Genomic DNA, 22227 nt, shown 5'->3' on the forward strand with positions numbered 1-22227 from the left:
GAGAACTGGAATGATCGATATGAAAACCATCGCCGAACGGGATCGCTCAAGTGTCCTGCATCCATTCACCCAGCTCAAGGAATTCGCCACAGGCAAGATCGGTGATCCGACGATCGTCACGGGCGGTCAAGGCATCCGCATCGAAGATGCCGGTGGACGCAGCTACATCGATGCCTTTGCCGGCCTCTACTGCGTAAACATTGGCTACGGCCGGACCGAAGTGGCTGACGCCATCGCGCGGCAGGCTCATAAGCTGGCGTACTACCACACATATGCCGCCCACACGACTGAGGAACTAGCAAGGCTAGCGGATCGTCTCGCGCGAATGGCGCCGGGCAAGCCAGCCAAGGTGTTCTTCGGCTTGTCAGGATCGGACGCCAATGAAACCCAGGCTAAGCTCGTCTGGTACTACAACAACCTGCGTGGCAAGCCGAAGAAGAAAAAGATCATCTCTCGCAACCGCGGCTACCATGGCTGTTCGGTGGTTTCCGGCTCGATGACCGGAATGTCGTTCTACCATGATCATATGGACCTTCCCTTTCCGGGCATCCTGCATACCGGTGCACCCCACCATTATTGGGGCGCCGAGCAAGGCGAGAGCGAGGAGGCCTTCTCTCGCCGGCGTGCTGCCGAGCTCGAGCAGCTGATCCTGCGGGAGGGGCCCGAAACGGTTGGCGCCTTCATCGGCGAGCCGGTGCTGGGGACGGGCGGTATCACCCCGCCGCCGGCGGCCTACTGGCGCGAAATCCAGGCCGTGCTTCGTCGTCACGACGTGCTGCTGATCGCCGATGAGGTGATTTGTGGGTTCGGGCGAACTGGAGCGGACTTCGGCAGCACGCTTTACGAAATCGAGCCTGACCTCGTGACCGTGGCCAAAGGCCTGACCTCTGGCTACGTGCCGCTCTCGGCAGCCATCGTCGGTGAAAAGGTTTACGCCGTCATGGAGGAAGGTGCGGACAGAGTGGGGGCATTTTCGCACGGATATACCTATTCAGGCCACCCGATTGCCGCCGCGGCCGCCAACGCGGTTCTTGATATCGTCGAAAGGGAGCAACTAAGCGACCGTGCCAGAATCGTTGGCGTGCATTTCCAGAACAGACTCAGAGAGCGGTTCGCGCAGCTCGAGAATGTCGGGGAAGTGCGAGGCGTCGGCTTGCTCGGCGCGATCGAGTTCGTTGCAGATCGCCATACGAAACGGCGATTTGATCCGCAGCTCAAGATCGGTGCCCGCATCTCGAAAGCTGCACGTGATCGCGGGCTCATTGCGCGCGCGATGCCGCATGGCGACATTCTTGGTTTTGCTCCGCCTCTCGTTGTCTCCGAAGCCGAAATAGACGAGATTGTCGAACTGGCGCACGGGGCGATACGGCAGGTGTTCGATGAGCTCTCGAGGGAATCGGCGATTGCCTGAAGCTATTCCAGCGTCGAACTGATCGCTGCGAGCTCTCACGAGGCGTTTCGCCTTCAATTGGCTCGCGCTGAAGGTTGGTTGCGCGTCAGGCGCGCAGCCCAATACTGGCGTGCGTTTAAGATGATGCGGGTACTTCTCGAGAGCAACAGGCAACCCGCTGGTGAGACCGCGGCGTTCCATCTCCTGATGGGAAAAACGCGTAGGAGAGGGGGGCATAGATGAGCTTGCCTCCGCCAGCTTTTGCCCAGCACCTGTCCGCATTGCGCCATTGATCACGCCATTCAGGACAGCTGACGTTCTGAAACAACGACCGTGCGGACATGCCGCCGGCAAAGTCCAAAGTCGACCAGCCACTGTAGAGCTCAGACTTAATGGCCTGATCGCACAAAAACTGCGAATGTTCCGGCTTACGCGCAGAGTTTGGCAGCTGCGAGGGGCCAGATTGATAAACCTCGATTTCGATACATTAGGTTAGCGTTTTCGCCAGACATCGGCGACGGGCCGAGTTTCGTTCCGTCAAGCACCCGTTGCAATGAGGGCGCACGGCGGATCGTACGGAGCGGGGCGCATGTTTTCGCAACCTGGAGGTCCATCAATGAAACTGACGAAGAGTCTTGTTCTGCGGCAATGTTCGCCAGCGCTGGAGCGCAAGCCGCCGATCTTCCGGTGAAGGCAAAGCGATCGAGTAGGTGAAGACGTGCTCCCTGTATGCAACCGGCTTCTACTATATTTCTTGCACAGATACCTGCATCAAGCTAGGTGGTTACCTCGCATGTCCAGGCGGGGCTTGGCCACGAACGCGCTCTTTCTGGCCTCGTGAGCGGCACCTTCGGTAGTACATGCTCGATCGCGATGCGCGTAAACTAAAGGGTTGTCATCGTAGTCTTCGCGCTCGGCCACCGAGCCGGAATGCCTGCCGATCCGCAAACGGAAACCGCTCTTGCGAATGAGGACTGATCGGGTTGGTGATGATCCACCAACGCCCGTCACTCACGTGAACGGTCGCGCCATCAGGCGATTGCGACAGGTGATACGAAGTCACGTATTCTTTTTCTTCCTCTGTCGCGGGCAGCATGGTTTAGTTCCAACGGCTTAGACGTTTGCGATTGAGTTATTGGTGCTCGCCGTCAGCATCTTGGCGCAGGAATTCCAGCAGGTCCTTCGATGCCGTTTGCTCCTGGGCAAACAACTCGGTCAGATCGTCGCAGGTTATCGATGGGGTTGAGCGAAAGCTCTTGCTCATAGCCGCGTCGGTCTTGCGCCGCAGTTCCGCGAGCACGTTCACGCGTTTTTGCCATTCGTGGTGCCAGTACTGAACACCCTTGGCATCGGGCGAGGAAATTTTGGTGAGGTGGTCACTGACTATACGAGTGGGCGCCCGGCCCTTGTCATCCCACTCAACCGGAACAGTCCAGCCCCTGGGCACCGTTCTGCGGAGCGTGGCATCAGTCCCACTAACGGCTGTTGGCTCGCCGTTCACGGTGGCAAAGCCGAACAGCTTGTGGCTGACCCGGTCTCCCCATTTAAAGGGACATTCTTCGTGCTCCATCGAGCGTCTCCTATTGCTTGCTTTGCCTTAAGATACCCCCGCCTGTTAGCGCGATCAAATCCCGTGCGATATTTCAGTCGCGCGATTGTGGGGAAGTGCATCTGGCATGGCCTCATGGAGCGACTTCAAAGTTAATCTGTCGGAGCGCCGTGGCTTGTCCGGAGCCGCCCGCTTCCTCACGACCTTTTTTTGCTCGTGGAGCGCCGCGCCGGCTTCGCCGGTGCGCTCCCGCCCAGCCTGCGACAAACGGCTCGCTTCCGCTCCGGCAGATTAACTTGAGGCCGCACATCCCCTGCGGCCTTTGAGAAAGGGCAGACCATGACTTCATCATCCCGATCCCGTCACTACATTCGCCAGCGCGGGAGCGACCCGATTGTCGCCCAGCTTGAGCAAGGCACCGTTCCCGTGCCCGCTCTTACCGGGAAAGGCTCTCCAGCAGCAGCACCGGGGGTTCGTCGCGCTAATCGACGTAGGGCCGCATTCGCTCTCTAGACCATCCCGGCACGAAATTCGCACTTTGACTGGGTTCACCTCGAACACCTTGGCCCCCAAACATTTCGACGGTATCGCGGTCGCTTCGCCCGTTTCTCATCCAGCCGCCGTAAAATGCGACTGTCCGGCGAGCATCGATGCTGGGGCCGAGAGGACCCGCTCCATCACATCCGCGCTTTCCTTGTGATCACCAGATCGTCCAATAGGACGAGGCCGCGCGCCATCCAGAATTCGGAGAACGGGCGCGGCTCCTCCATCTTTGGGACGGTCGGGCTTTACGTCGGTTTGGCGAACGGAACGGTCATCCTTCAGCCTTCAAATAGGAAAAAGCTCGTTTCCAGAACGCGGGCTGTCAAGGACCCACAAAGATCGAGGGCCGGGCAGGGTTGGGGGCGGCCGGTGCGCTGGCCACGTTCTGGTCGCTAACGCGCCCCGACCCGCGCTAACCTCGTCTCGGCCCATAACGGCTAATGGCCATTTGCCCGTACGCACTATCGCGGGCTTTATACGTGGGGAACGCATTCGCATCAGGCCGGCCCGTGCATTCCGAGGCAATTTCGGTCCCGGATGTTTGCGTACGTTCACAGAGCGAAGCGGAAATTTCGGACCAGCGTTTCGAGCTGTGCATCGACTCGCATTCGGCGCACCGGGCATTTCGCGCGGTCTGGTACAACAACGGGGCGCGGACGGCACGCGGAGCAAATGCCGCCTGATCGGCCCGGTGGTTCGTAGTCGGTGCTGATTGATCCCGATTGTACGGGCGCGCTCGCCGTATTTACCTTCGTGCTCGAAGACGAAGGCGCAACAGCTTAGTGCTGCCACAGCGGGGTTTGCCGCGACGAGTTTGAGAAAGATATCTTTGAGGGCGAGCACTGCCCAGGTCTGCATCGAAGCGAACAACCGGCGCGGTTTTATATTTCCCTCATGCGCTGCTTATTGGCGACAGGGCGTTTCCTGCGCAAAAGGGCAACGGGATGCTTGCGAATACGACCTGCAAGGACCGCTGGCGGGCAAATCATCGTTAAGCAGACTGCTTCAGAGTGAAGCATCTGATTACGCAGGAACGCGTGGCGGAAGCCCAATTCCGCGAGGTGCAGGATGCGGACGTTCAACTGTCCAGGATGCCTTTCCAAGAGCGGTAAAGCCGCATCCGCTCACCTTCGCGAGCTTTCTTGTCGACCTGGAGCTCTTGAAGCTTTGCTCCCGACGCGCGAACGCGTTCTCATACCGCTAAAGCCGAAAGGCGCTGACCTGAACCACCCTTCGCCCACAAAGGGCAGGTCTGGTGCCTGACAGGCGTTGAGTGAGGCGGCTTCCTTGCGCCCGCCAAGACAGCATCCCGAAAGAATCGTGCGTGGCAGGTCAGATTCGTCCGCGCGTCGTCCTTTACTCCATGCTCAGTTCGTGCCGGCCCACGACCATCCAGTGGACTTCGTCGGGACCGTCGGTCATGCGCAACTGGCGGACATCCGTGTACATCTCGGCGAGCGGCGTCCAGTTCGAAATGCCGGTTGCGCCGTGCATCTGGATCGCCTGATCGATAATTCGGGAGGCACGCTCCGGTACCATGGCCTTGATCATGCTGACCCAGACACGCGCCTCCTTGTTGCCGAGCACATCCATGGCCCTCGCGGCCTTCAGGACCATCAGCCGCATGGCCTCGATTTCGCATCGGGCCTGCGCGATGATTTGCAGATTGCCGCCGAGACGGGCAATCTTCCTGCCGAAGGCCTCGCGGGTGAGCCCGCGGCGCACCATCATGTCGAGTGCTTTCTCAGCCTTGCCGATGACGCGCATGCAGTGATGGATACGGCCCGGACCGAGGCGGATCTGCGAGATCTCGAAGCCGCGGCCCTCCTCGAGCAGGATATTTACCTTCGGTACCCGGACATTGTTGAAGCGCAGGTGCATGTGGCCGCGCGGCGCGTGGTCCTGCCCGAAGACGTGCATGGGTCCGAGGATCTCGACGCCGGGCGTGTCCTTCGGCACAAGAATCTGCGAATGCTGCCTGCTGGGCGGTGCATCCTGGTTGGTCCTCGCCATCACGATCATGATCTTGCAGCGCGGATCGCCTACGCCGGAGATGAAGTATTTCTCGCCGTTGATCACCCACTCGTCACCGACAAGCCTTGCGCTTGTCGAGATGTTCCTGGCGTCCGATGAGGCCACGTCTGGCTCGGTCATGGCATAAGCCGACCGAATTTCGCCGTTGAGCAGCGGCTTCAGCCACTTCTCCTTCTGCTCCGGCGTGCCGACACGCTCCAGCACCTCCATGTTGCCGGTATCGGGCGCCGCGCAGTTCAGGGTCTCAGGTGCAAGCAGGTCCTTGCCAAGCTCGGCGGCGATGTACGCGAAGTCGAGATTCTTCATTCCCTCGCCAGTGTGTGCATTGGGCAGAAAGAAATTCCACAAGCCCTCCGCCCTCGCCCTCGATTTCGCTTTTTCAATCATCTCGAGCTGCGTCGGCGTGAAGCTCCAGCGGTCGGCTGTCTCCTCGGAAAGCTTCTCGAGCTCGGCGGAAATCGGTTCCACGGTTTCGCGGATGAACTTGCGCACGCGCTCGTACAATGGCCGCACGCCCTCGGACATGCGAAGGTCGTTCAGCTCGTCACCCGGGTTGAGGCTGTAGTTGGTGCAACGGATCGGTGCGGCGATGGTCATGATTCAGCTCCTCATCTCGAATAGGGCCTGCCGGGAGGCGAGGGGGACGCTCGGGCTCCCGCCTGGAAAGCCGCTATATCAATATTCATGGTAGCCGCCGAAACGACAGCTGACGGGTTAATCCCTTGACATTCCGGTCTGCACTGCTCTGTCCCAGCATCTTCGATTCGATGCATTGCGTTCAATCTTGGAAGGGAAACCCCTGAAGCCACCAGAGAGGGTGCGTGCCCGGCAACGTATTTGCCGCACCTTGAACGTGCGTTTCGTGCTGCAGCCGGCAGTGGGACGTTGCACGAGCACAGGACTCCTAATGCGCGTAGCAAGGCGGCCATTGGAGAGCCGCCATCGAAGGCGCCCATTGATGGCGCCCGTTCAGCACTGGTATCCGCCTGCGGCAGCGGTATCCGCAGGGGCGATGGATTGCGGACCTGAAGCTCGCCTGGATACGCCGGAGCGAGCCCGCCAACAATGATGGGACCTCGATCACATCTGACGGACCAAGGATACGAGACAGGCCAGTATCCACTCACTGTCGGAATTCTAATTCTGTTTGGAGGCTCGGATGAATCGCAATTGGTAGCCGCGCCGATCGAATTGAGTCGGGCTTGAGCGTTTCGCCGCACCATCGCGATAGACGGGCCATGTCCTGTTCTGGTCGCGGAGTCTACCGCCACTGCATTCCTCAGCGATACTGCCGGCCTTGGTAGGCCGGACCACAGCTCTCATCTAAGTACTGAAGTTCGGCCTGAGATCCGGCTACTGGATCCGCCACGTCCGGACGCCGTCCACGCGGGAACGGTGGCGTATTTCATCTATCCGCTCATCTTAGAAGGCTATGCCGCCCTCAGATGTTGATGGACTCAACCATCCCTTGCTTTTTGGTGCAGGACCTTCCTCTCTCGTGTAAGTTGGCAGCTCTCGCAGTAGTCCTTCCGAAGTCGGGACGAGCGAGATGCCCGTGACTTGGGCAAACACGTCCATTCCATTCTCGAGCTCCAGCACATCAAAGGAACGGCGCGTAACACGCGATAAAAAAAAGTGCGCGTCGGAGCCACTGGTTTTGAGTGCAAGGAGTAACGTGACCTCTGCGCCGCCGAACGGCACCGAGGCCTTGATGCGGGCCGGAAACACATTGAGTATCGAGCTCCCGCGCGGGTCCTCACGCGAGACGCTAACGTCGCAGGCCGCGATGCGAAGCCGTTGCTGCGTGCCCGGTGCAAGTGGCTTGCCTGGGATCAACAGGCGCGCACCCTTAAAGACGAGGACGAGCAGTCCATAGCTCTCGTCATAGCCGCTGACGACGGCATCAAGACTGACGGCGGCTTCTTGGCGTCTGGCAAGCGGCAACGCAAGGTCGCTCTGCAGGACATGCAACGGCGCAACCGCTGTAACCATGCCGTGTTTCATCATGACTAGATGATCGGCCAGGCGTTCTATCTCAGCCATGTCATTGCTGACATAGATTATTGGCAACGTGAGTCTCTCATGCAATCGCTCTAGGAATGGCAGAAGCTCGCGCCTGCCAGAGCGATCGAGCCCGGCAAGCGGCTCCTCCATCACAAGTAGTCGAGGCTGGGATAATAACGCGTTGCCAATGACGATACGCTGCCGCTCGGCGTCGGAAATAAGTGAGGGAGAACGGTCAAGCAGCGGCGCCAGATCGAGCAGTTCAATTACCGCATCAAGCTCTATCGGATTCGGTTCGAATGTTGGTGCGCCGTAAAGTAAGTTACGCCTGACAGATAGATCTGAAAAAAGGATCGGCCGTTGGAAAATATGGCCTATGGGACGCAGACGCGGCGGGCGGAAAGTGTCTTCGTCCTGCCAAACCTCCCCATCCAAGGCACAGAATCCAGTTGGCACACGCTCGAGACCGCCAATGCAGCGCGCGACCATTGTGTTGCCGCAACCTGAAATGGCCGTTATTCCATTGGCCGGCACGCTGAATTCGGCATCGAGCGGAGTATCCGCGAGGGAACCTCTAAAGGCGACTTCAATAAAGCCAGGCCGTGCTATTCTCATGTGCTCGTACTCGCGCTCTATCACTCGATCAGATTACGCGGAGGACGAATCAAATGCGGATATCACCATCGCCGTCGGCCCTGCAGCGCGCGACACCCCTGCCGACGGAGACGCAATCAGCCCAGCAATCCGCGAGCCGCTCGAGGATATCGTGCGCATTGCTGATCTGATGAAATAGGCACATTGTCGAGGGGGCGTGGCGTGCACGATTTGATGCCCAAAAGTGGACGTAGAACAGTGACGAGATGGACATTTGAGATATAACCGCAGGTCGCGCCTACACTGAACTTTAAAGGAAATGTCTTCCCCGCGACGTTCGTTAGGCGGGCTGCCCCCGCTCCGACTGCGCTTGAGCTCCGAGTCGAGCAGTCGGCAGTTTGGTGGAGAACATGGATGATGACCTATGAACATGCTTCCAAGCTCTTGGTCATGAAAGTCCGAAATGCTCCGGGTCGGTCGCAAGGTGTTCGCCCGAGAGCCTTCCATCCATTTCGAGAGTAAAAACCTGAAAGACTGATGGTGTAGAGGAAAGCCCATCGGCAGCCACGTTGTCGGCCTTCGTTTTCAAATTCCTTCAAGACCATCGTTCCTAAGCCCTTTCCGCGGAATGGCTTTGGCAAAAAGAGTGCATCCAGGAATAGCAACCCGACTGACGAAAGTCCGATCGCGCCTCCGACGACGTGTTGAGTTTTGGGATCTTGCAACGCCACAGCAAGCGGACGATTGTCGCCGGTGCTGGTGATAACAACATCGGGATCGTCAAGGCGTCCCTCGATTGCCGTTACGATGGAAGGCGGAACTATGTCTGTCACTAGAATGTTCGGCATTGCGCCTCCCCCATTGTCACGACCTTTCTAAGAGCGTGGCTTATCCCGCATGAAGATCACGCTCCACTACGCTTGATCTTCGAAGAACATCATCAATGTTGGTTAGTGACATTGGGCAGATTACAGAGCTAGCCAAGCTCTGAAACTACCAAGATCAATAGTCCGCAGAGTCGCGAGCGCGTTTCAGATTTGACGCTTGGAAATGAACTATGACGGATGCAAAGCCGACAATTCAGTTCTCGACCAAGTGTCCGCTGCTGGGGACGTATGCACATTGAAAGAGGTCGTTCCTTCAAGCCGGCGGAACCGCTTGCAGGGTGCGAGTCCGCGCCGCAATCCGAATTCGGTCAGAGAAGAATGACTGGTGGAGTCGACCCCGTTAGACCGGAGGCTTGGCTAGTTGATTGATGTGATGTCACGCGTCGTGAGCGGTAGCTTAGACGGGAATGGGCGTGCGAGTTCTAGTGTTCCATACATTGGTTGATCCGGTCAGGGGGCTCGTGTCAGCAATCGGGTTCACACAAAAGTAGTTGCGGAAGGAGCCATGGGTGCGGCAGTCACGGCTGGTCTAAGGCTTGGACCGGTACCAAGGTTCAGGGCTGCGGAAGGAGATGGAGCTGTCCCAATCAGCTATTGCACGTGGAGCCCAAGCAGCCGAGCGAAAAGGATTGCTGTAGTCACGGCGGAGAGAGCAAGCAAAGCCCAATACATCAAGGCTGGCAACCTTCTTCCATTGGCAGGGTGGCTATCTCTTGGCATAGGGCCCTTCCTGCCAGCCTCGTAGTGCAGGTCCATTCCAATGGATTTCTGTCTTGACGAGCTTCTTGCCAAGCCGAGGCCCGCATTCTCCTCCAAGAAATTGTAGAGCTCATCGCCTCCTGCCGGCCCGGCACACTGGACCATTTTGGCGAGAGCTCAGCGCTCGGCGCAACCCAAGCCCGGATCCTAAGGGGGTAGGGCGATGCGACCCGGCGAAATGGGGGGGGCAAACAGGTGATACTGATACAGCCGGTGTGGCGCGCGCGCATCAGTTTTCATGTCTTTGGCAGCATCCAGGATAGCAGCCGTGCGGCAGTCGAGTATCGCGTTTCACACTACCTAGCATGACGCTGGGCGTGGCGATCGGCCAAAAATTTTGGCTAATAGAAAACCGGGGAAGCCGATGGCGAATGCTCCACGCCGTCATCCGTCGACCCCGGTTTCGAATCTGCTCGCACTGCGGCAGCTTGGTGCGATCGCGTTAGATTACATCTCTTTGGTACTCGATCTTTCGACAGCCGCCGTGCCATCGGCTCGCCACGGATGGCTGGTCGGCAATTGCAGAATCTACGATCAGCGCGGAGTGGACGAACTCCCGAACCTACCGTCGAGTGATCACTGCAATATCGGGACAGTCGGATTGGCGACGTTGTTGGGGTCGCGACACGTCCGCTCGCAAATAGTCGTGACAACTCAGGCTCGCGCATTTGGCACGAGCTTTGAAGAGAATATGCCATCCAGATGCTACTCGGCATCGCGGCCCAAGAAGTTCAAGTGATGGTTCATAGGAATATTGCCCGTCAGTTTTCGTCGCATCGCTTGGTAAGTCGACCGGCGCAATGCTTTCTCGTCCTGGTTAGTGGCCGCATAGATTCCGTTGCCGTGATCGCCCACTTCCGGGTCGCGGTTCGTACCCGATTCAAGGCGCGATCCCGGTGATCGACTGGCCTAGTGTGCGACCCTCATTCCTCGCGCCTGACATGCGCCGATGCGATGGCATGAGCGCCGGGCAACAGCAGGGAGATATCTCGTCACTTGGAAGATGCACCTGACCTAAGCTCAACAGCACGTCCGGGTTCTGGCGCACCTCGTGACGCGCCATCTGCCTCAACACTTCGCGGGGTTGTATCGCAAGTCGCAACCTTCGAATTCGAGAAAGGGTATCGCTCGAGGTAAACCGGGCAGCAATAGTTTCCATGCACAAGATAGCCGAAAAAAAAGCCGGTATCGACCTCGCCGCTTTTACGGATAAGACGGATGAGCCACCACGTTGCCGTCGAGCTCAGCGAGACCGCAAAACTGGCATTGCCGATGGGGCTGACCCAGATCGCCCAGATCGTCATGATGACAACGGATCTCGCGATCATCGGGTACCTCGGGGCGGAGGCGGTCGCCGCGGCAGCGCTGGCCAGCAGAATCTACGTCCTTGCGTTCACCTTCGGTTCGGGTCTGCTGGCGCCAATTGCTCTATTGGCGGCACAAGCGTTTGGGGCAAATAATCTCGCCGTGGTACGCCGCTCGCTACGCATGGGATTATGGGCAGCGATGATGCTGTCGTTACCGATCATGGCGCTTGCGTCGCGCGCAGAACCAATACTGCTGGCCTTCGGCCAGGCGCCCGATACGGCGCGGCTCGGCCAGCAATATCTGTTCGGACTGGCCTGGGGCGTGACGCCGACCCTGGGTTTTCTAGCTCTCCGCGGTTTCATGGGCGCGGTCAACCGGCCGGAGCCCGTCTTATGGATCACGCTCGCGGCGATTCCCATCAATGCTCTTCTAGCCTGGTTGCTGATAAACGGGAAGCTCGGGTTCCCCCGTCTTGAGTTGTTCGGGGCCGGGCTCGCGACCACCTTGGTGAACTGTGTGACGTTCCTAGCCATTCTGTGGTTCGCGATAATGCGTCGTCCTTTCCGTGACTACAACCTACTTGCACATTTTTCGCAATTTGATTGGCCCGTCATGCGGCAACTGGTTGTGATTGGAGCTCCGATCTCGATGGCCTCGTTGATGGGCGTCGGGGTGTTCTCGGCAGCGGCGCTCCTGGCCGGCCTGACCAGTACCAGCGCACTCGCTGCTCATCAGATCGCTCTTCAGGTGACCATGATCCTGTCCATGATTTCTTTCGGTATCAGCATGGCGGCGTCCGTGCGCGTCGGCCACGCGGTTGGCCGCCACGACCTTTCCGGCGTCAAGCGCGCAGGTCTGGCTCCGATTCTGCTTGGTGTCGTGATCGCCGCGATACTGGCGCTCGGCGTGATCGCCGCGCGTTTTGAGATTGCCGGATTGTTCCTGGATGAATCGCAGGGCGAGGCCGAGACGACAATCGGACTGGCTGCAAAACTACTTTTGATCGGTGCGAGCTTTTCTATCACGGATGCCGCGCAGCTCATTGCGACGGGAAGTCTGCGTGGATTGAAAGACACGCGGGTGCCGCTCCTCTTCATTGGGATTGCTTACTGGCTGATTGGCTTCTCTCTCAGTTACCTGCTTGGTTTGAAGATGGGACTTGGCATTGTTGGTATCTGGATCGGCCTGTCGACCGGGACCACCATCTAAGCGGGACTCGTCGTGTTGCGTTTCCAAATTCTCGCAAACAGATGCGTCCTTCAGGGCCAATAATCCGATCCTTCAAACAAGGCCTGGTTTCCCTCCTCAGACAGAGGTTACCGTCAGACCGGCCGCCGCGGACAGTCTCATTCCTGTGATTTTCGAAGACGGACAACAACAAGCGGCGTTCAATACCTTCCACGTTGACGATTGCCACCAGCTGCGCGTTCAAGGCGCCAGATATCATATTTCGGAGACTCGTTATTCAGGCGCCGAAACCGGAGTTTTCCGGGGCGGACTCCGCGCGTCTATATGACAGGACACCATTGAGCATTCTGAAGAACCAGCAACTACCAGTACTGGCAGGTTTGTTGTTCCCGCTGTTCAGATATCTGAGTGGCCCCGTTCCGGGACACACGCTTCGCGTAACATCAGTCTTGCCAGACGTGCGCGCGTTCGGCTCGCTATGTCCGCAGCTCGCGAAAGCCGCGGGGCGTGCTTGTCACGAACAACCTTTTGCGGAGGCGATCTTGGGTCGAGTGACTGGCGAGCCATGTGGCATGCGGGCTTTCGAAGCCCTGGAATCGAATGTGCGTTCATACCCATTGTCGCTACCAGCCATTTTCAGCCGGGCGCGCGGATCCGTCATGCTGACAGAAGATGGCAGGAAGGTCATTGACTTTCTCTCCGGTGCAGGGGCTCTGAATTACGGTCACAACAATCACCTGATCAAGGCTGCCATCACCGAGTATCTGGCGTCCGATGCCGTCGTTCACGGGCTTGACATGGCCACTCCTGCGAAGCGCGAATTTATGGAGACCTTTAATTCTGCCATACTTCGCGAACGGGGCTTGCGCTACCGTTTCCAGTTCACGGGACCAACAGGTGCCAATGCCGTCGAGGCGGCTCTAAAGCTTTCGCGCAAGATCACGGGACGTAAGAATGTCATTTCATTCACGCGTGGATATCATGGCATGAGTCTGGGGGCGATGGCCGCGACGGGCAATCTTTTCTATCGAAGGGCCAGTGGCGTCTCCTTGGCTGACGCGACTTTCATGCCCTATGACGGCTATCTTGGACATGCCCTTGATACGGCAGACTACCTACGTAAGGTGTTGCTCGATGAGAGCAGTGGTATCGATGCTCCGGCTGCCATTCTCGTCGAAACTGTGCAGGGAGAAGGGGGAATGAATGTTGCTGGCAAGGAGTGGTTGCAATCGGTTCAGGCCATAGCGAGAGATGTTGGTGCGCTCTTCATAGTTGATGATGTCCAGATGGGGTGCGGCCGCACGGGCGAGTTCTTCAGCTTTGAGTTCGCAGGGCTTTCGCCGGATCTTGTCGTCATGTCGAAATCACTCAGCGGGTACGGCCTGCCACTATCGATGTTGTTGATCAAGGAGGAGCGCGACGCGTGGCGGCCAGGAGAACACACGGGCACGTTCCGGGGAAACAACCTTGCGCTTGTATCCGCTACCGCGGCGATCAACAGTTATTGGCGCAGCAAAACGTTCGCGGAGGAAGTGCAGCGTATGGGGGAAATTGTGCGGAGCCGGCTTGAGGCCATTGCATCCCGGCATGCAGGCGGTTTTGCTGTTCGAGGACGAGGCATGGCATTTGGATTTGATTGTCAAAGAGCCGAAATTGCGGAGGCGACGACCCGCAAGGCCTTCGAGAAGGGGTTGATGCTCGAGCGATGCGGGCCCATTGATCAGGTCATAAAGTTCTTGCCTGCGCTCACGATCGATCTGGAGACGCTAAAACAGGGCATTGACATATTCGAAGTGTCTTTGGCGGAAGCGTTGAGGGAGGCCAGGTCAGACTTAGCCAACTAGTGAGTGTTCCTCAGGTAGTGAAAAGACGTGGGGAGCATGCCATCCGCCGCAGTTGGCGTTCGCGCCGGCGATGCGATCCTTCACACAGGATAACGTGCAGCAATGAAGTGGCTGGCGGGTTCACTGTAAGTCCCCCCGTTTCTTCAAGAGTGCGATAACAAGCTGCGATAATAGTCACCAGGCGTTCGAAAGGTGTGACTTTCATAAGTCCCGTTGATCTTGGACCCCTCGCTCGCGGGAAACTAATATCCAACGTTGGGCCGCCGAGGTCGCCAATCAGGTCAGGTTATGACGTCTGAATGACAGCCTCGACGGGAAAAGAGGTAACGGCTCTGCAGGCTGTTCGTTGTATGATATTCGCGCAGCAACTTTGCCGAACGTCTCTAATCCCAAAACGTTCTACGTGTTGACCCGGCCGTACATACCCGTCCTCATGACATTGCAGTTGGATCGTACTAGCGCGAGGAAGCTGACCGCGAAGGTCGCCTGTTAGGGATCTCGGCGCGAGGCGATCATAGTGGAGCGGTATGCCGAGGATCATGGCGGGACTGGTATTCGGCATCTGCTTTGCGACGTTGGCTCGTGGCTACGTATGTTGACTTGTGCGCGTTGACTACTCGGTACGCGTGATACCTTTTTCAGAGCCCGGCAGCTCGATGCTGTTGCTCTCTTATGAGAATGCCTGGATGATCACGGCAATCGGTTCGCCGGCGCGATGGGACTGGACCATGAGGCCTCCGCCAAGACAGGCAGGCCTTAACGCTGCCGCACGCATTCTCGCCAACCGAACCGCATCTCTTTGCGCGATAGCAGGCGCTGCATCAGTCGGGCTCGCTCGACAATCCACTCGCGCAGAGCAACGGCCAGTGCTTCTGGGGAACGGTGCAGCGCGTGACTGACATGCCTCGGCTCGCGTCGCCTTTTGAGGAGACAAGCCGCCGGAGGGGTTCAGGATCTGGCGTTGGTGCGTATCGGACGAAAACGGTGCATTTACGATACAGATCACGAGACAAGAAACGGGCCTGTACGTTACGTGCAGCCTGTCCCTTTGCCGGGTCGTCGAGCTCGACTAGCTGAGATGCAGACAAAATGTGCGTCGGCTGAATCGAACGACGGCGCGGCACGAAATCAATGGCCGTCCAAGCGAAAGCTTGGCGAATGCATCGGATGATATGTCTCTCGCCATGACGACTTTCTCTGTCCGGCTGCTGCGTGCCGGTTCTTTGTCCGGTTGGGCGCATTCAGCTGTTCTGGGCCGATGCTCGCCGAATCGAGACACTGCTGCGTGTCCGGCGCAGTGGTCGAGCGGGGCGGCTGGGTCAGGCGCTCTGCCGCCTTTTCATTGAGATTCAGGCTTTGGGCAGGAGTGCAGCAATGCTCGGCTGTGCATTTCGATGGGCGGGACAGCCTGTCCAGGCGGCGGCGTGAAACGGTTTGCAGCTTAGGGTCGAGCCCCCGCCATTCAGCCCGGAGTACTGCGGTCCAGTGACCGCATGGAAATCACTAGCCCCGTGCTTCCGACGGGTGTTTATGAAAGAGGACAAGCAATGGCTGACTACAGGATTGATTGTGTCAATAAGCCGGACCGTAACAGCCCACACGAGCACATCACGCATGTGGGAGGTCCCAGGCCGGACAGCTTAGGGCGTTGGAAGGATACGGTTCCGAACGTGGTTCGGTTCATCGAGGAGGGCTCGCACCGCTTCTACACGGCGGAAGGTGGGGCGGCAGCCTGGGTCGGCGTGCGTACCAGCGCTGCTGGTAATAAATTTCTGCAAACCCACGCGGATGGTATATGGAAGGACAATCTGCTTGCGCTGAAGGGATGTGGGTGACCGGCTTTCTGACTGGTGATCATCGACGGCGGACTGCCGATCGGACCGCGGGACGAGAGCTCAGAAGCGGGGGATTTGGTGAACAGAGCATTCGATCGTCGCGCTTCAGAATGTCATTGCTCGGCAAGCTAGGCGCGGTGTTCACGATCTGACGCGGCTGTTTCAGCAAGAGAATCACGTCGCGTCTTGTGTTGATCGGGCTGCAGATCAGTGTCGGGTTCGCAAGCGAAGGCGCAGGCGCCATTCCCTAGGCATCATCTTGTCGTGACCACGTTTTTGGCCCTTCCTGATAACTGCCAACATCGAAGCGATTTCGGCTCGCCATATCTATGTCGACCGAAAACTCTGCCAAGGGCAAGGCAGGTCTGGATGCTGCAACGTATCCGATCGGAATGTAATCGGCGGCGGCATGGGTGCTGCAGGTATCTTTAAGAAACCCTTTAACGCGGCAGCAACGATGGATCTGAATTTAACTGCCGACGAACTGGTTTTCCATAAGACGGTCCGGGCATTCTTCCGCGCCGCCGTTCCGGTTGATATTCGCGAAAAGCTTGTCGCCCACCCGAGCAAGGACGATCTGGTGCGCTGGACGCCGATACTTGCCGACAAGGGCTGGGGCGTGCCGCATTGGCCGGTCGAACATGGCGGCACCGGCTGGAGCGCGGTCAAGCAGTACATTTTTACCGAAGAGATGAGCCAGACTCCGGCGCCGGCCCCGCTCGCCTTCGGCATGAACATGGTGGGACCGGTCATCTACACTTTCGGTAACGATGTCCAGAAAAAGCGCTTCCTGCCGCGCATGATCACGCTGGAATACTGGTGGTGCCAGGGCTTCTCCGAGCCCGGGTCCGGCTCCGATCTCGCTTCGCTCACGACGCGGGCTGTGCGACACGGCGACCACTACGTCATCAACGGCCAGAAGACCTGGACAACGCACGCACAATATGCGGACTGGATTTTCTGCCTGGTGAGGACGGATCCGAAGGCGAAGAAGCAGCTGGGCATTTCATTCCTCCTGATCGATATGAAGTCGCCTGGTATCACCGTTCGTCCGATCCAGCTGATTGACGGCAGCGACGAAGTCAATGAAGTCTTCTTTGGCGACGTGCGGGTGCCGGCCGAGAATCTTTTGGTGACGAGAACCGTGGCTGGGACTATGCGAAATATCTGCTCGGCAATGAGCGCTTCCACATCGCCGCCGTCGGCGTTTCCAAGGAGCGCATCCGGCGCATCAAGGACCTCGCCTCACGCGTTCGTGCAGGAGGCGGGCGGCTGATCGACCAGGTCCACTTCCGCGAAAAGCTCGCCGCAGTCGAGATCCGGCTGAAGGCGCTCGAGATCACACAGCTTCGCGTGCTCGCAAACGAATCGAAACGGCAAAATGGCACACAGGATCCGGCAAGCTCCATTCTCAAGATCAAGGGAGCGGAGATTCAGCAGGCGACGTCGGAGCTTCTGATGGACGTGGTCGGTCCTTATGCCCTGCCGTACGAGCCGGATCGCACCCTCCTATTTCAATGCGCGAAAAGTATCGATTTATGGCGGTTCCGATGAGATCCAGAAGAACATCATCGCAAGGGCGGCCCTCGGCCTCTGACGCTCGCACATCAGTTCGCGAACACGGGAACGGCCGCTCTGCGAAGCGACGATCACAGGGATAGCATTGTTTTCAAGAGCATCCGTGACATGGACTTTGATCTCTCCGAGGAGCAACGGCTCCTGAAGGAAAGCGTCGAGCGGCTGATGCTCGACAGCTACGGTTACGACGACCGACGGAAGTACCAGGCCGAGGGCCCGGGCCTCAGCGAGAGGATGTGGGCGCGCCATGCCGAGCTCGGGCTTCTGGCGCTGCCCTTTCCCGAGCAATACGGTGGGTTCGGCAGGACCGCGGTCGAGTCGATGATCGTCATGGAGGCATTTGGCAGGGCGCGGCGTTCTGCGACACGGCGCAAGCGAAGCGCAAATGGCTGGACTGATCCCGGCGATCGCAGAAGGCCGTTTGAAGCTCGCATTCGCCTGTGTCGAGCCGCAGTCCCGCTACGATCTCTCTGTTGTCGAGAGCGGGCGGAGAAAGATGGTAAGCGTAGCTCTGAGGCCCATTTGATTGGCGCTTGACGTCTATTTTGAGCGTATGGTGCGCCGACGCGGCTTCCATATTTCCGACAATGCGTTGACGGCGGCCTCGAGCGCCTTCCGGTCGACGACGTGGGATCGAACTGCTCGGGGCCCCAGAGGCGCCTTTGTTCGTGCTCCGGATGGGTGGGTCGCTGACGGCGTCGAGGTATTCGGCATAGCCTGACGCACCGCCGACATCTTCCGGAGGACAACGGCCGGTGGCCTCGAGCAAGAGGGGAAGTCCCCCCGTTGTCGTGTTGTCGAACCATTTTTCGAGCTTGATCACATGGCCCCAGCTGTCGCCGAAGTCATAGAGATAGTGGATCGTCTTGGCGCCGGTCTCGCGAACGATATCGCAAAGCCGCGCTTTGCTGGCATCCATGGGCTGGTGGCCGTAATCATTGTCGGTGTCGGGAATCCCCCAATGGACCTCACCAGCGAAGAACTCGAAAAGGTGACTGTTCGTCAAGCCGAATGCCTCCTGAAGCGTCAGATGCAGCCGATCAAGGCGCAGGGTGACGGGTACGACAAGGCGACGCATCACCTCCGGTTTCACGTCCTTGAGGGTCACCTTGATCCGGACCGCGGTCGTGTTCAGGCTCATGCCGCCAGCCTCGGATCGTGTGCATGCATCGTGTAGATCGACGCCAAAGGGAGCAGCTCGTCCAGTCGCGCCGCAGGCCAACCATTGACGAGCTTGGCGAGAACGTCAGCGAGCCAGTGCTCGGCACTGACGCCATTGAGCTTACAGGTTTATGCCGCCCGCCGAACTATGCCGAGTCGGGTCGTTTTCCCCAGATTTCTCGCTGACCGGCGTTTGGTCGGTTCGGCATAGTTCGTTCTGTGCCTCCGCTTTCAACAGCGGAGAACAGGAAGATGGAAGTTGAAGAGTACTTGCGCAGAAGCCGGCTGTACCGGCTTCTCAGAAGCGGGCCGCACGGACAGTTCGTCGAGCGCTACGCCGCTCGTCTCGTCGAAGAGAGGCTCGTTCGGCGCGGTACGTGGCGTTGCCTTAACGTGGTTGGCGGGCTCCTGAGTTGGATCGCGGGCCGTCGCTACAAGCTGGTCGATCTCGATGAGCAGGTCGTTGAGCGGTACCTCCGACATCGAGGCGGGAGGCGGTCTATCCAACCCGGTGACCGAGCTGCGCTCAAGCGATGGCTGTCGGTGCTGCGCGAGGAAGGCGCGATCGCGCCGTTGGTGCTGCCGCCTCTCACCCCGCACGAACGGATCTTCAAGGAGTTCGATGCCTACCTGCGATCAGAGCGCGGCTTGGCCCCGAGGTCCATCGTCCGCCATCTCCCAGTCATCCGCAGGTTCCTGCACGAGGTGTGCTCCGGCGGCGCCGGCGCCGTGTGCAAGATCAGCCAAGAGGACGTGATCCGCTACGTTGAGCGCCACGCCCAGGATTGGAGCCCAGGAACAGGCAAGGCGATGTGCTGGTCGTTGCGTGCCTTTCTCCGTTACCTCCACCATCGGGGGCTGAACTCGCGCCCGTTGGCGGATTGCGTTCCATCGATGCGCCGATGGAAGCTCGCAACTCTACCGACCTATCTGCCTGCCGCTCAGGTGCGGAAGGCTCTCGACGGTTGCGACCGAGAGACGGTGATGGGACGGCGCGACTACGCCATTCTGTTGTTGCTGGCCAAGCTCGGCCTGCGGGCCGACGAGGTCGCGACGCTCACCCTCGACGATATCGACTGGCGCGCCAGCGAGATACTCGTTCGCGCCAAGGGCCGACAGCGTGCACGAATGCCGATACCGCCCGACATTGGCGCGGCTATCGTTGCATATCTGCGCAATGGCCGCCCAAAGTCGTCGTGCCGACGGCTGTTCGTCCGCACACTCGCACCACACGTCGGCTTTGCTTCCGGATGCGCGATCACCATGATCGCCAAGGTCGCTCTCGATCGCGTTGGAATCGAAGGTTGCGCCCACCGCGGCGCCCATATCTTCCGACACAGTCTCGCTACCGAGCTTCTCCGATCTGGCGCGACCTTGTCGGAGATCGGACAGTTGCTGCGGCACGAGAACCACGACACCACCCGGATTTACGCGAAGGTCGACATCGATGCGCTGAGAACATTGAGCCTGCCCTGGCCGGGAGGTGTGCAATGACTGATCTGCGCTCCGCACTCGATAAGTACCTGAGCATGCGCAAGGGGTTGGGATACAAGTACGAGCACCAGACCCGTCGGCTCGCCGACTTCGTCGCCTTCATGGAGAAGCGCAAAGCCAGGGTCATCACGACGAAGCTGGCACTGGAATGGGCAACGCTGCCGCCCGATCGTCATGCATCCTGGACGCTGCGATTGAGCGACGTGCGCGGGTTCGCGCGCCATGTCGCCAACTTTGATCCGAGAACGGAGGTGTCGCCCGTCGGCATGCTGCCCGGATGGAAGCGCGCCAAGCCATATGTCTACAGCGACGCGGAGATCGATGCGCTGCTGACGGCAGCGCTGGCTCTGCCGCCAGCGGACGGGCTGCGCCGATGGACCTACCATACCTTGTTCGGGCTGATCGCGGTGACAGGCATGCGTATATCCGAGGCGATGGGCCTGGAGCGTGATGACGTCGACCTCGACGCCGGCGTGCTGACGGTCCGGCTGACCAAGTTCGGCAAGTCGCGGCTCGTGCCATTGCATCCGACGACGAGAACCGCGCTGCGCGACTACGCCCAGCGGCGTGATGCGCTGCTCGGATCACGCTGCGGCTCGACCTTCTTCGTTGCCGAACAAGGAGGCCGATTGCTGCACCAGTACGTTCATCGCGTCTTCTGGCGATTGTCCAGAGAGATCGGGCTGCGGCGCCCAGGTGATCGTACCGGGCCACGCGTGCACGACTTCCGTCATCGCTTCGCCATCCGGACGCTGCTCGACTGGTATCGCGAAGGCAAGGACGTCGAGCAACAGCTCCCAGTACTCTCCACTTACCTCGGCCACGCCTGCGTGCGCGATACCTACTGGTATCTCTCGGCCTGCCCCGAGTTGATGGAAGAAGCGGCGCGGCGTCTCGATCGGCGATGGGAGGTGACGCCATGAAGCCCGCCTGCAACGTCGCCACGTTGATCGAGCGCTTCTTCACCGAGCGCCTCATGCGCCAGCGCAATGTTAGCGGCAACACGATCGCCTCCTACAGAGACACGTTCCGGCTGCTGTTCATGTTCGCACAGGAGCGGCTGCGGAAGTCTCCATCGGCCCTGACGCTCGCCGATCTGGATGCAACGTTCATAAGCGCGTTCCTCACCGATCTCGAGGTAAAGCGCGGCGCCAGCGCGAAGACGCGTAACCTGCGTCTTACCGCCATCAGATCCTTCTTCAGGTTCGTGTCCTTCGAGGAACCGGCACACAGTGCGCTGATCCAGCGCGTGCTCGCCATACCGAGCAAGCGCCATGACAAGCGACAGGTGCACTTCCTGACGCGCCCCGAGATCGAGGCGGTTCTCGCCGCGCCCGATCGAACGACGTGGCTTGGTCGCCGCGATCACACCTTGCTGCTGGTCGCAGCCCAGACGGGCTTGCGCCTCTCAGAGCTGACTGGCCTTGACCGAGATGCCGTCCACCTCGGGTCTGGTGCACACGTACGATGCGTCGGTAAAGGGCGGAAGGAGCGGACCACTCCGCTGACCACGCTGGCTCGGTGTGCGCTCCAGGCATGGCTCAAGGAGCCGTTGCGGAAAGGAGCAACAGCGTTGTTCCCCAACGTGCATGGGGGCCGGCTCAGTGCCGACAGCGTCCAGTCCCTGCTGGGAAAGCATGTTCGTGTCGCTCACAAGAGTTGCCCGTCTTTGAAGGCCAAGAACGTGTCACCGCACGTGCTGAGGCACAGCGCTGCGATGGAACTGCTGCAAGCCGGCGTCGACTGCTCCGTGATCGCGCTGTGGCTCGGTCAAGAATCGGTCGAGACGACGCAGATGTACCTGCACGCCCACCTCGCCCTCAAGGAAGCTGCCCTGGCGAAGCTCAAGCCGTACGAGCGCGGCAAGCGAACCCGCTTCCAGCCGAACGACCGCCTACTCGCCTTCCTCGAGGCGCTCTGAACGACCAGACTATGCCGAATGGAATGGGGCTGCCCTGCACGCGATCGACGGTGCCAGCGTGACAACGGCGTGCCAGACCAAATCCGTTCGGCATAGTTCGGCGGGCGGCATAAACGGCCTTATGCCGAGTGCGGCATA

Annotated in this window: 13 protein-coding genes and 4 pseudogenes; 11 read left to right on the top strand and 6 right to left on the bottom strand. The window is 59.2% G+C overall.

The annotated features are described in order from the left end of the window. The first annotated feature begins 10 nt into the window (after positions 1-10). Together ACNJX8_RS09050 and ACNJX8_RS09055 are read left to right on the top strand one after the other, a co-directional pair. The gene (locus ACNJX8_RS09050) at positions 11-1411 is read left to right on the top strand and encodes an aminotransferase (protein WP_439360328.1); all 1401 of its coding nucleotides are present in this window, start codon (positions 11-13) and stop codon (positions 1409-1411) included. Between the two features lie 627 nt (positions 1412-2038). Next, positions 2039-2181 (top strand): annotated as a pseudogene (locus ACNJX8_RS09055) (porin); the annotation flags it as partial. Positions 2182-2522: 341 nt separating this feature from the next. On the opposite strand, the gene ACNJX8_RS09060 reads toward ACNJX8_RS09055, so the two are convergent. The 3 genes from ACNJX8_RS09060 to modC form a co-directional block, all read right to left on the bottom strand. Next, a complete protein-coding gene (locus ACNJX8_RS09060; protein ID WP_439360329.1) occupies positions 2523-2960 on the bottom strand; it encodes a hypothetical protein in 438 nt (145 codons plus the stop codon). A gap of 1878 nt (positions 2961-4838) precedes the next feature. Further along, positions 4839-6113: an acyl-CoA dehydrogenase family protein gene (locus ACNJX8_RS09065; RefSeq protein ID WP_439360330.1), complete on the bottom strand. Its 1275-nt coding sequence runs from the start codon at positions 6111-6113 to the stop codon at positions 4839-4841. Positions 6114-6938: 825 nt separating this feature from the next. Then, on the bottom strand, positions 6939-8111 hold the full coding sequence (modC, locus tag ACNJX8_RS09070) for a molybdenum ABC transporter ATP-binding protein (protein ID WP_439361854.1): 1173 nt from the start codon (positions 8109-8111) through the stop codon (positions 6939-6941). Here modC and ACNJX8_RS09075 point away from each other — a divergent pair. Next, positions 7993-8313 carry a hypothetical protein gene (locus tag ACNJX8_RS09075; protein WP_439362069.1) on the top strand — a complete coding sequence of 107 codons (321 nt, stop codon included), beginning with the start codon at positions 7993-7995 and terminating at the stop codon, positions 8311-8313. The genes modC and ACNJX8_RS09075 overlap by 119 nt on opposite strands. Positions 8314-8536: 223 nt before the next feature. Here the strand turns inward: ACNJX8_RS09075 and ACNJX8_RS09080 are convergent, their stop codons facing one another. Beyond that, positions 8537-8962 carry a GNAT family N-acetyltransferase gene (locus ACNJX8_RS09080; RefSeq protein WP_439360331.1) on the bottom strand — a complete coding sequence of 142 codons (426 nt, stop codon included), beginning with the start codon at positions 8960-8962 and terminating at the stop codon, positions 8537-8539. Positions 8963-10978: 2016 nt separating this feature from the next. Here ACNJX8_RS09080 and ACNJX8_RS09085 point away from each other — a divergent pair. The 5 genes and pseudogenes from ACNJX8_RS09085 to ACNJX8_RS09105 form a co-directional block, all read left to right on the top strand. Then, the gene (locus tag ACNJX8_RS09085) at positions 10979-12277 is read left to right on the top strand and encodes an MATE family efflux transporter (protein WP_439360332.1); all 1299 of its coding nucleotides are present in this window, start codon (positions 10979-10981) and stop codon (positions 12275-12277) included. A 551-nt stretch (positions 12278-12828) separates the two neighbouring features. Then, the gene (gene ectB, locus ACNJX8_RS09090) at positions 12829-14100 is read left to right on the top strand and encodes a diaminobutyrate--2-oxoglutarate transaminase (RefSeq protein WP_439361855.1); all 1272 of its coding nucleotides are present in this window, start codon (positions 12829-12831) and stop codon (positions 14098-14100) included. 1547 nt (positions 14101-15647) lie between these two features. Then, a complete protein-coding gene (locus tag ACNJX8_RS09095) occupies positions 15648-15935 on the top strand; it encodes a DUF3892 domain-containing protein (protein WP_439360333.1) in 288 nt (95 codons plus the stop codon). A gap of 457 nt (positions 15936-16392) precedes the next feature. Then, positions 16393-17532: pseudogene (locus tag ACNJX8_RS09100) on the top strand (acyl-CoA dehydrogenase family protein). Between the two features lie 146 nt (positions 17533-17678). Then, positions 17679-17813 (top strand): annotated as a pseudogene (locus tag ACNJX8_RS09105) (acyl-CoA dehydrogenase family protein); the annotation flags it as partial. A 28-nt stretch (positions 17814-17841) separates the two neighbouring features. Here ACNJX8_RS09105 and ACNJX8_RS09110 read toward each other — a convergent pair. Both ACNJX8_RS09110 and ACNJX8_RS09115 read right to left on the bottom strand, forming a co-directional pair. Then, entirely contained in the window at positions 17842-18654 is an 813-nt protein-coding gene (locus ACNJX8_RS09110) for a plasmid pRiA4b ORF-3 family protein (RefSeq protein WP_439360334.1), read from the bottom strand. Next, a pseudogene (locus ACNJX8_RS09115) lies at positions 18651-18803 on the bottom strand (transposase domain-containing protein); the annotation flags it as partial. The pseudogene ACNJX8_RS09115 and the gene ACNJX8_RS09110, both read right to left, overlap by 4 nt. Before the next feature lie 123 nt (positions 18804-18926). On the opposite strand from ACNJX8_RS09115, the gene ACNJX8_RS09120 reads away from it, so the two are divergent. From ACNJX8_RS09120 to ACNJX8_RS09130, 3 genes are read left to right on the top strand one after another with little or no spacing between them, the layout of a single operon-like run. Next, entirely contained in the window at positions 18927-20168 is a 1242-nt protein-coding gene (locus tag ACNJX8_RS09120) for a tyrosine-type recombinase/integrase (protein WP_439360335.1), read from the top strand. Further along, positions 20165-21091, top strand: a complete 927-nt coding sequence (locus tag ACNJX8_RS09125; RefSeq protein WP_439360336.1) for a tyrosine-type recombinase/integrase — start codon at positions 20165-20167, stop codon at positions 21089-21091. The genes ACNJX8_RS09120 and ACNJX8_RS09125 overlap by 4 nt, the downstream gene beginning before the upstream one ends. Further along, a complete protein-coding gene (locus ACNJX8_RS09130) occupies positions 21088-22089 on the top strand; it encodes a tyrosine-type recombinase/integrase (RefSeq protein ID WP_439360337.1) in 1002 nt (333 codons plus the stop codon). Before ACNJX8_RS09125 ends, ACNJX8_RS09130 begins: the two co-directional genes overlap by 4 nt. Positions 22090-22227 lie beyond the last annotated feature (138 nt).

It is taken from the genome of Bradyrhizobium sp. SPXBL-04, from assembly GCF_051853035.1.
GTDB classification, from domain to species: Bacteria; Pseudomonadota; Alphaproteobacteria; order Rhizobiales; family Xanthobacteraceae; genus Bradyrhizobium; species Bradyrhizobium zhanjiangense.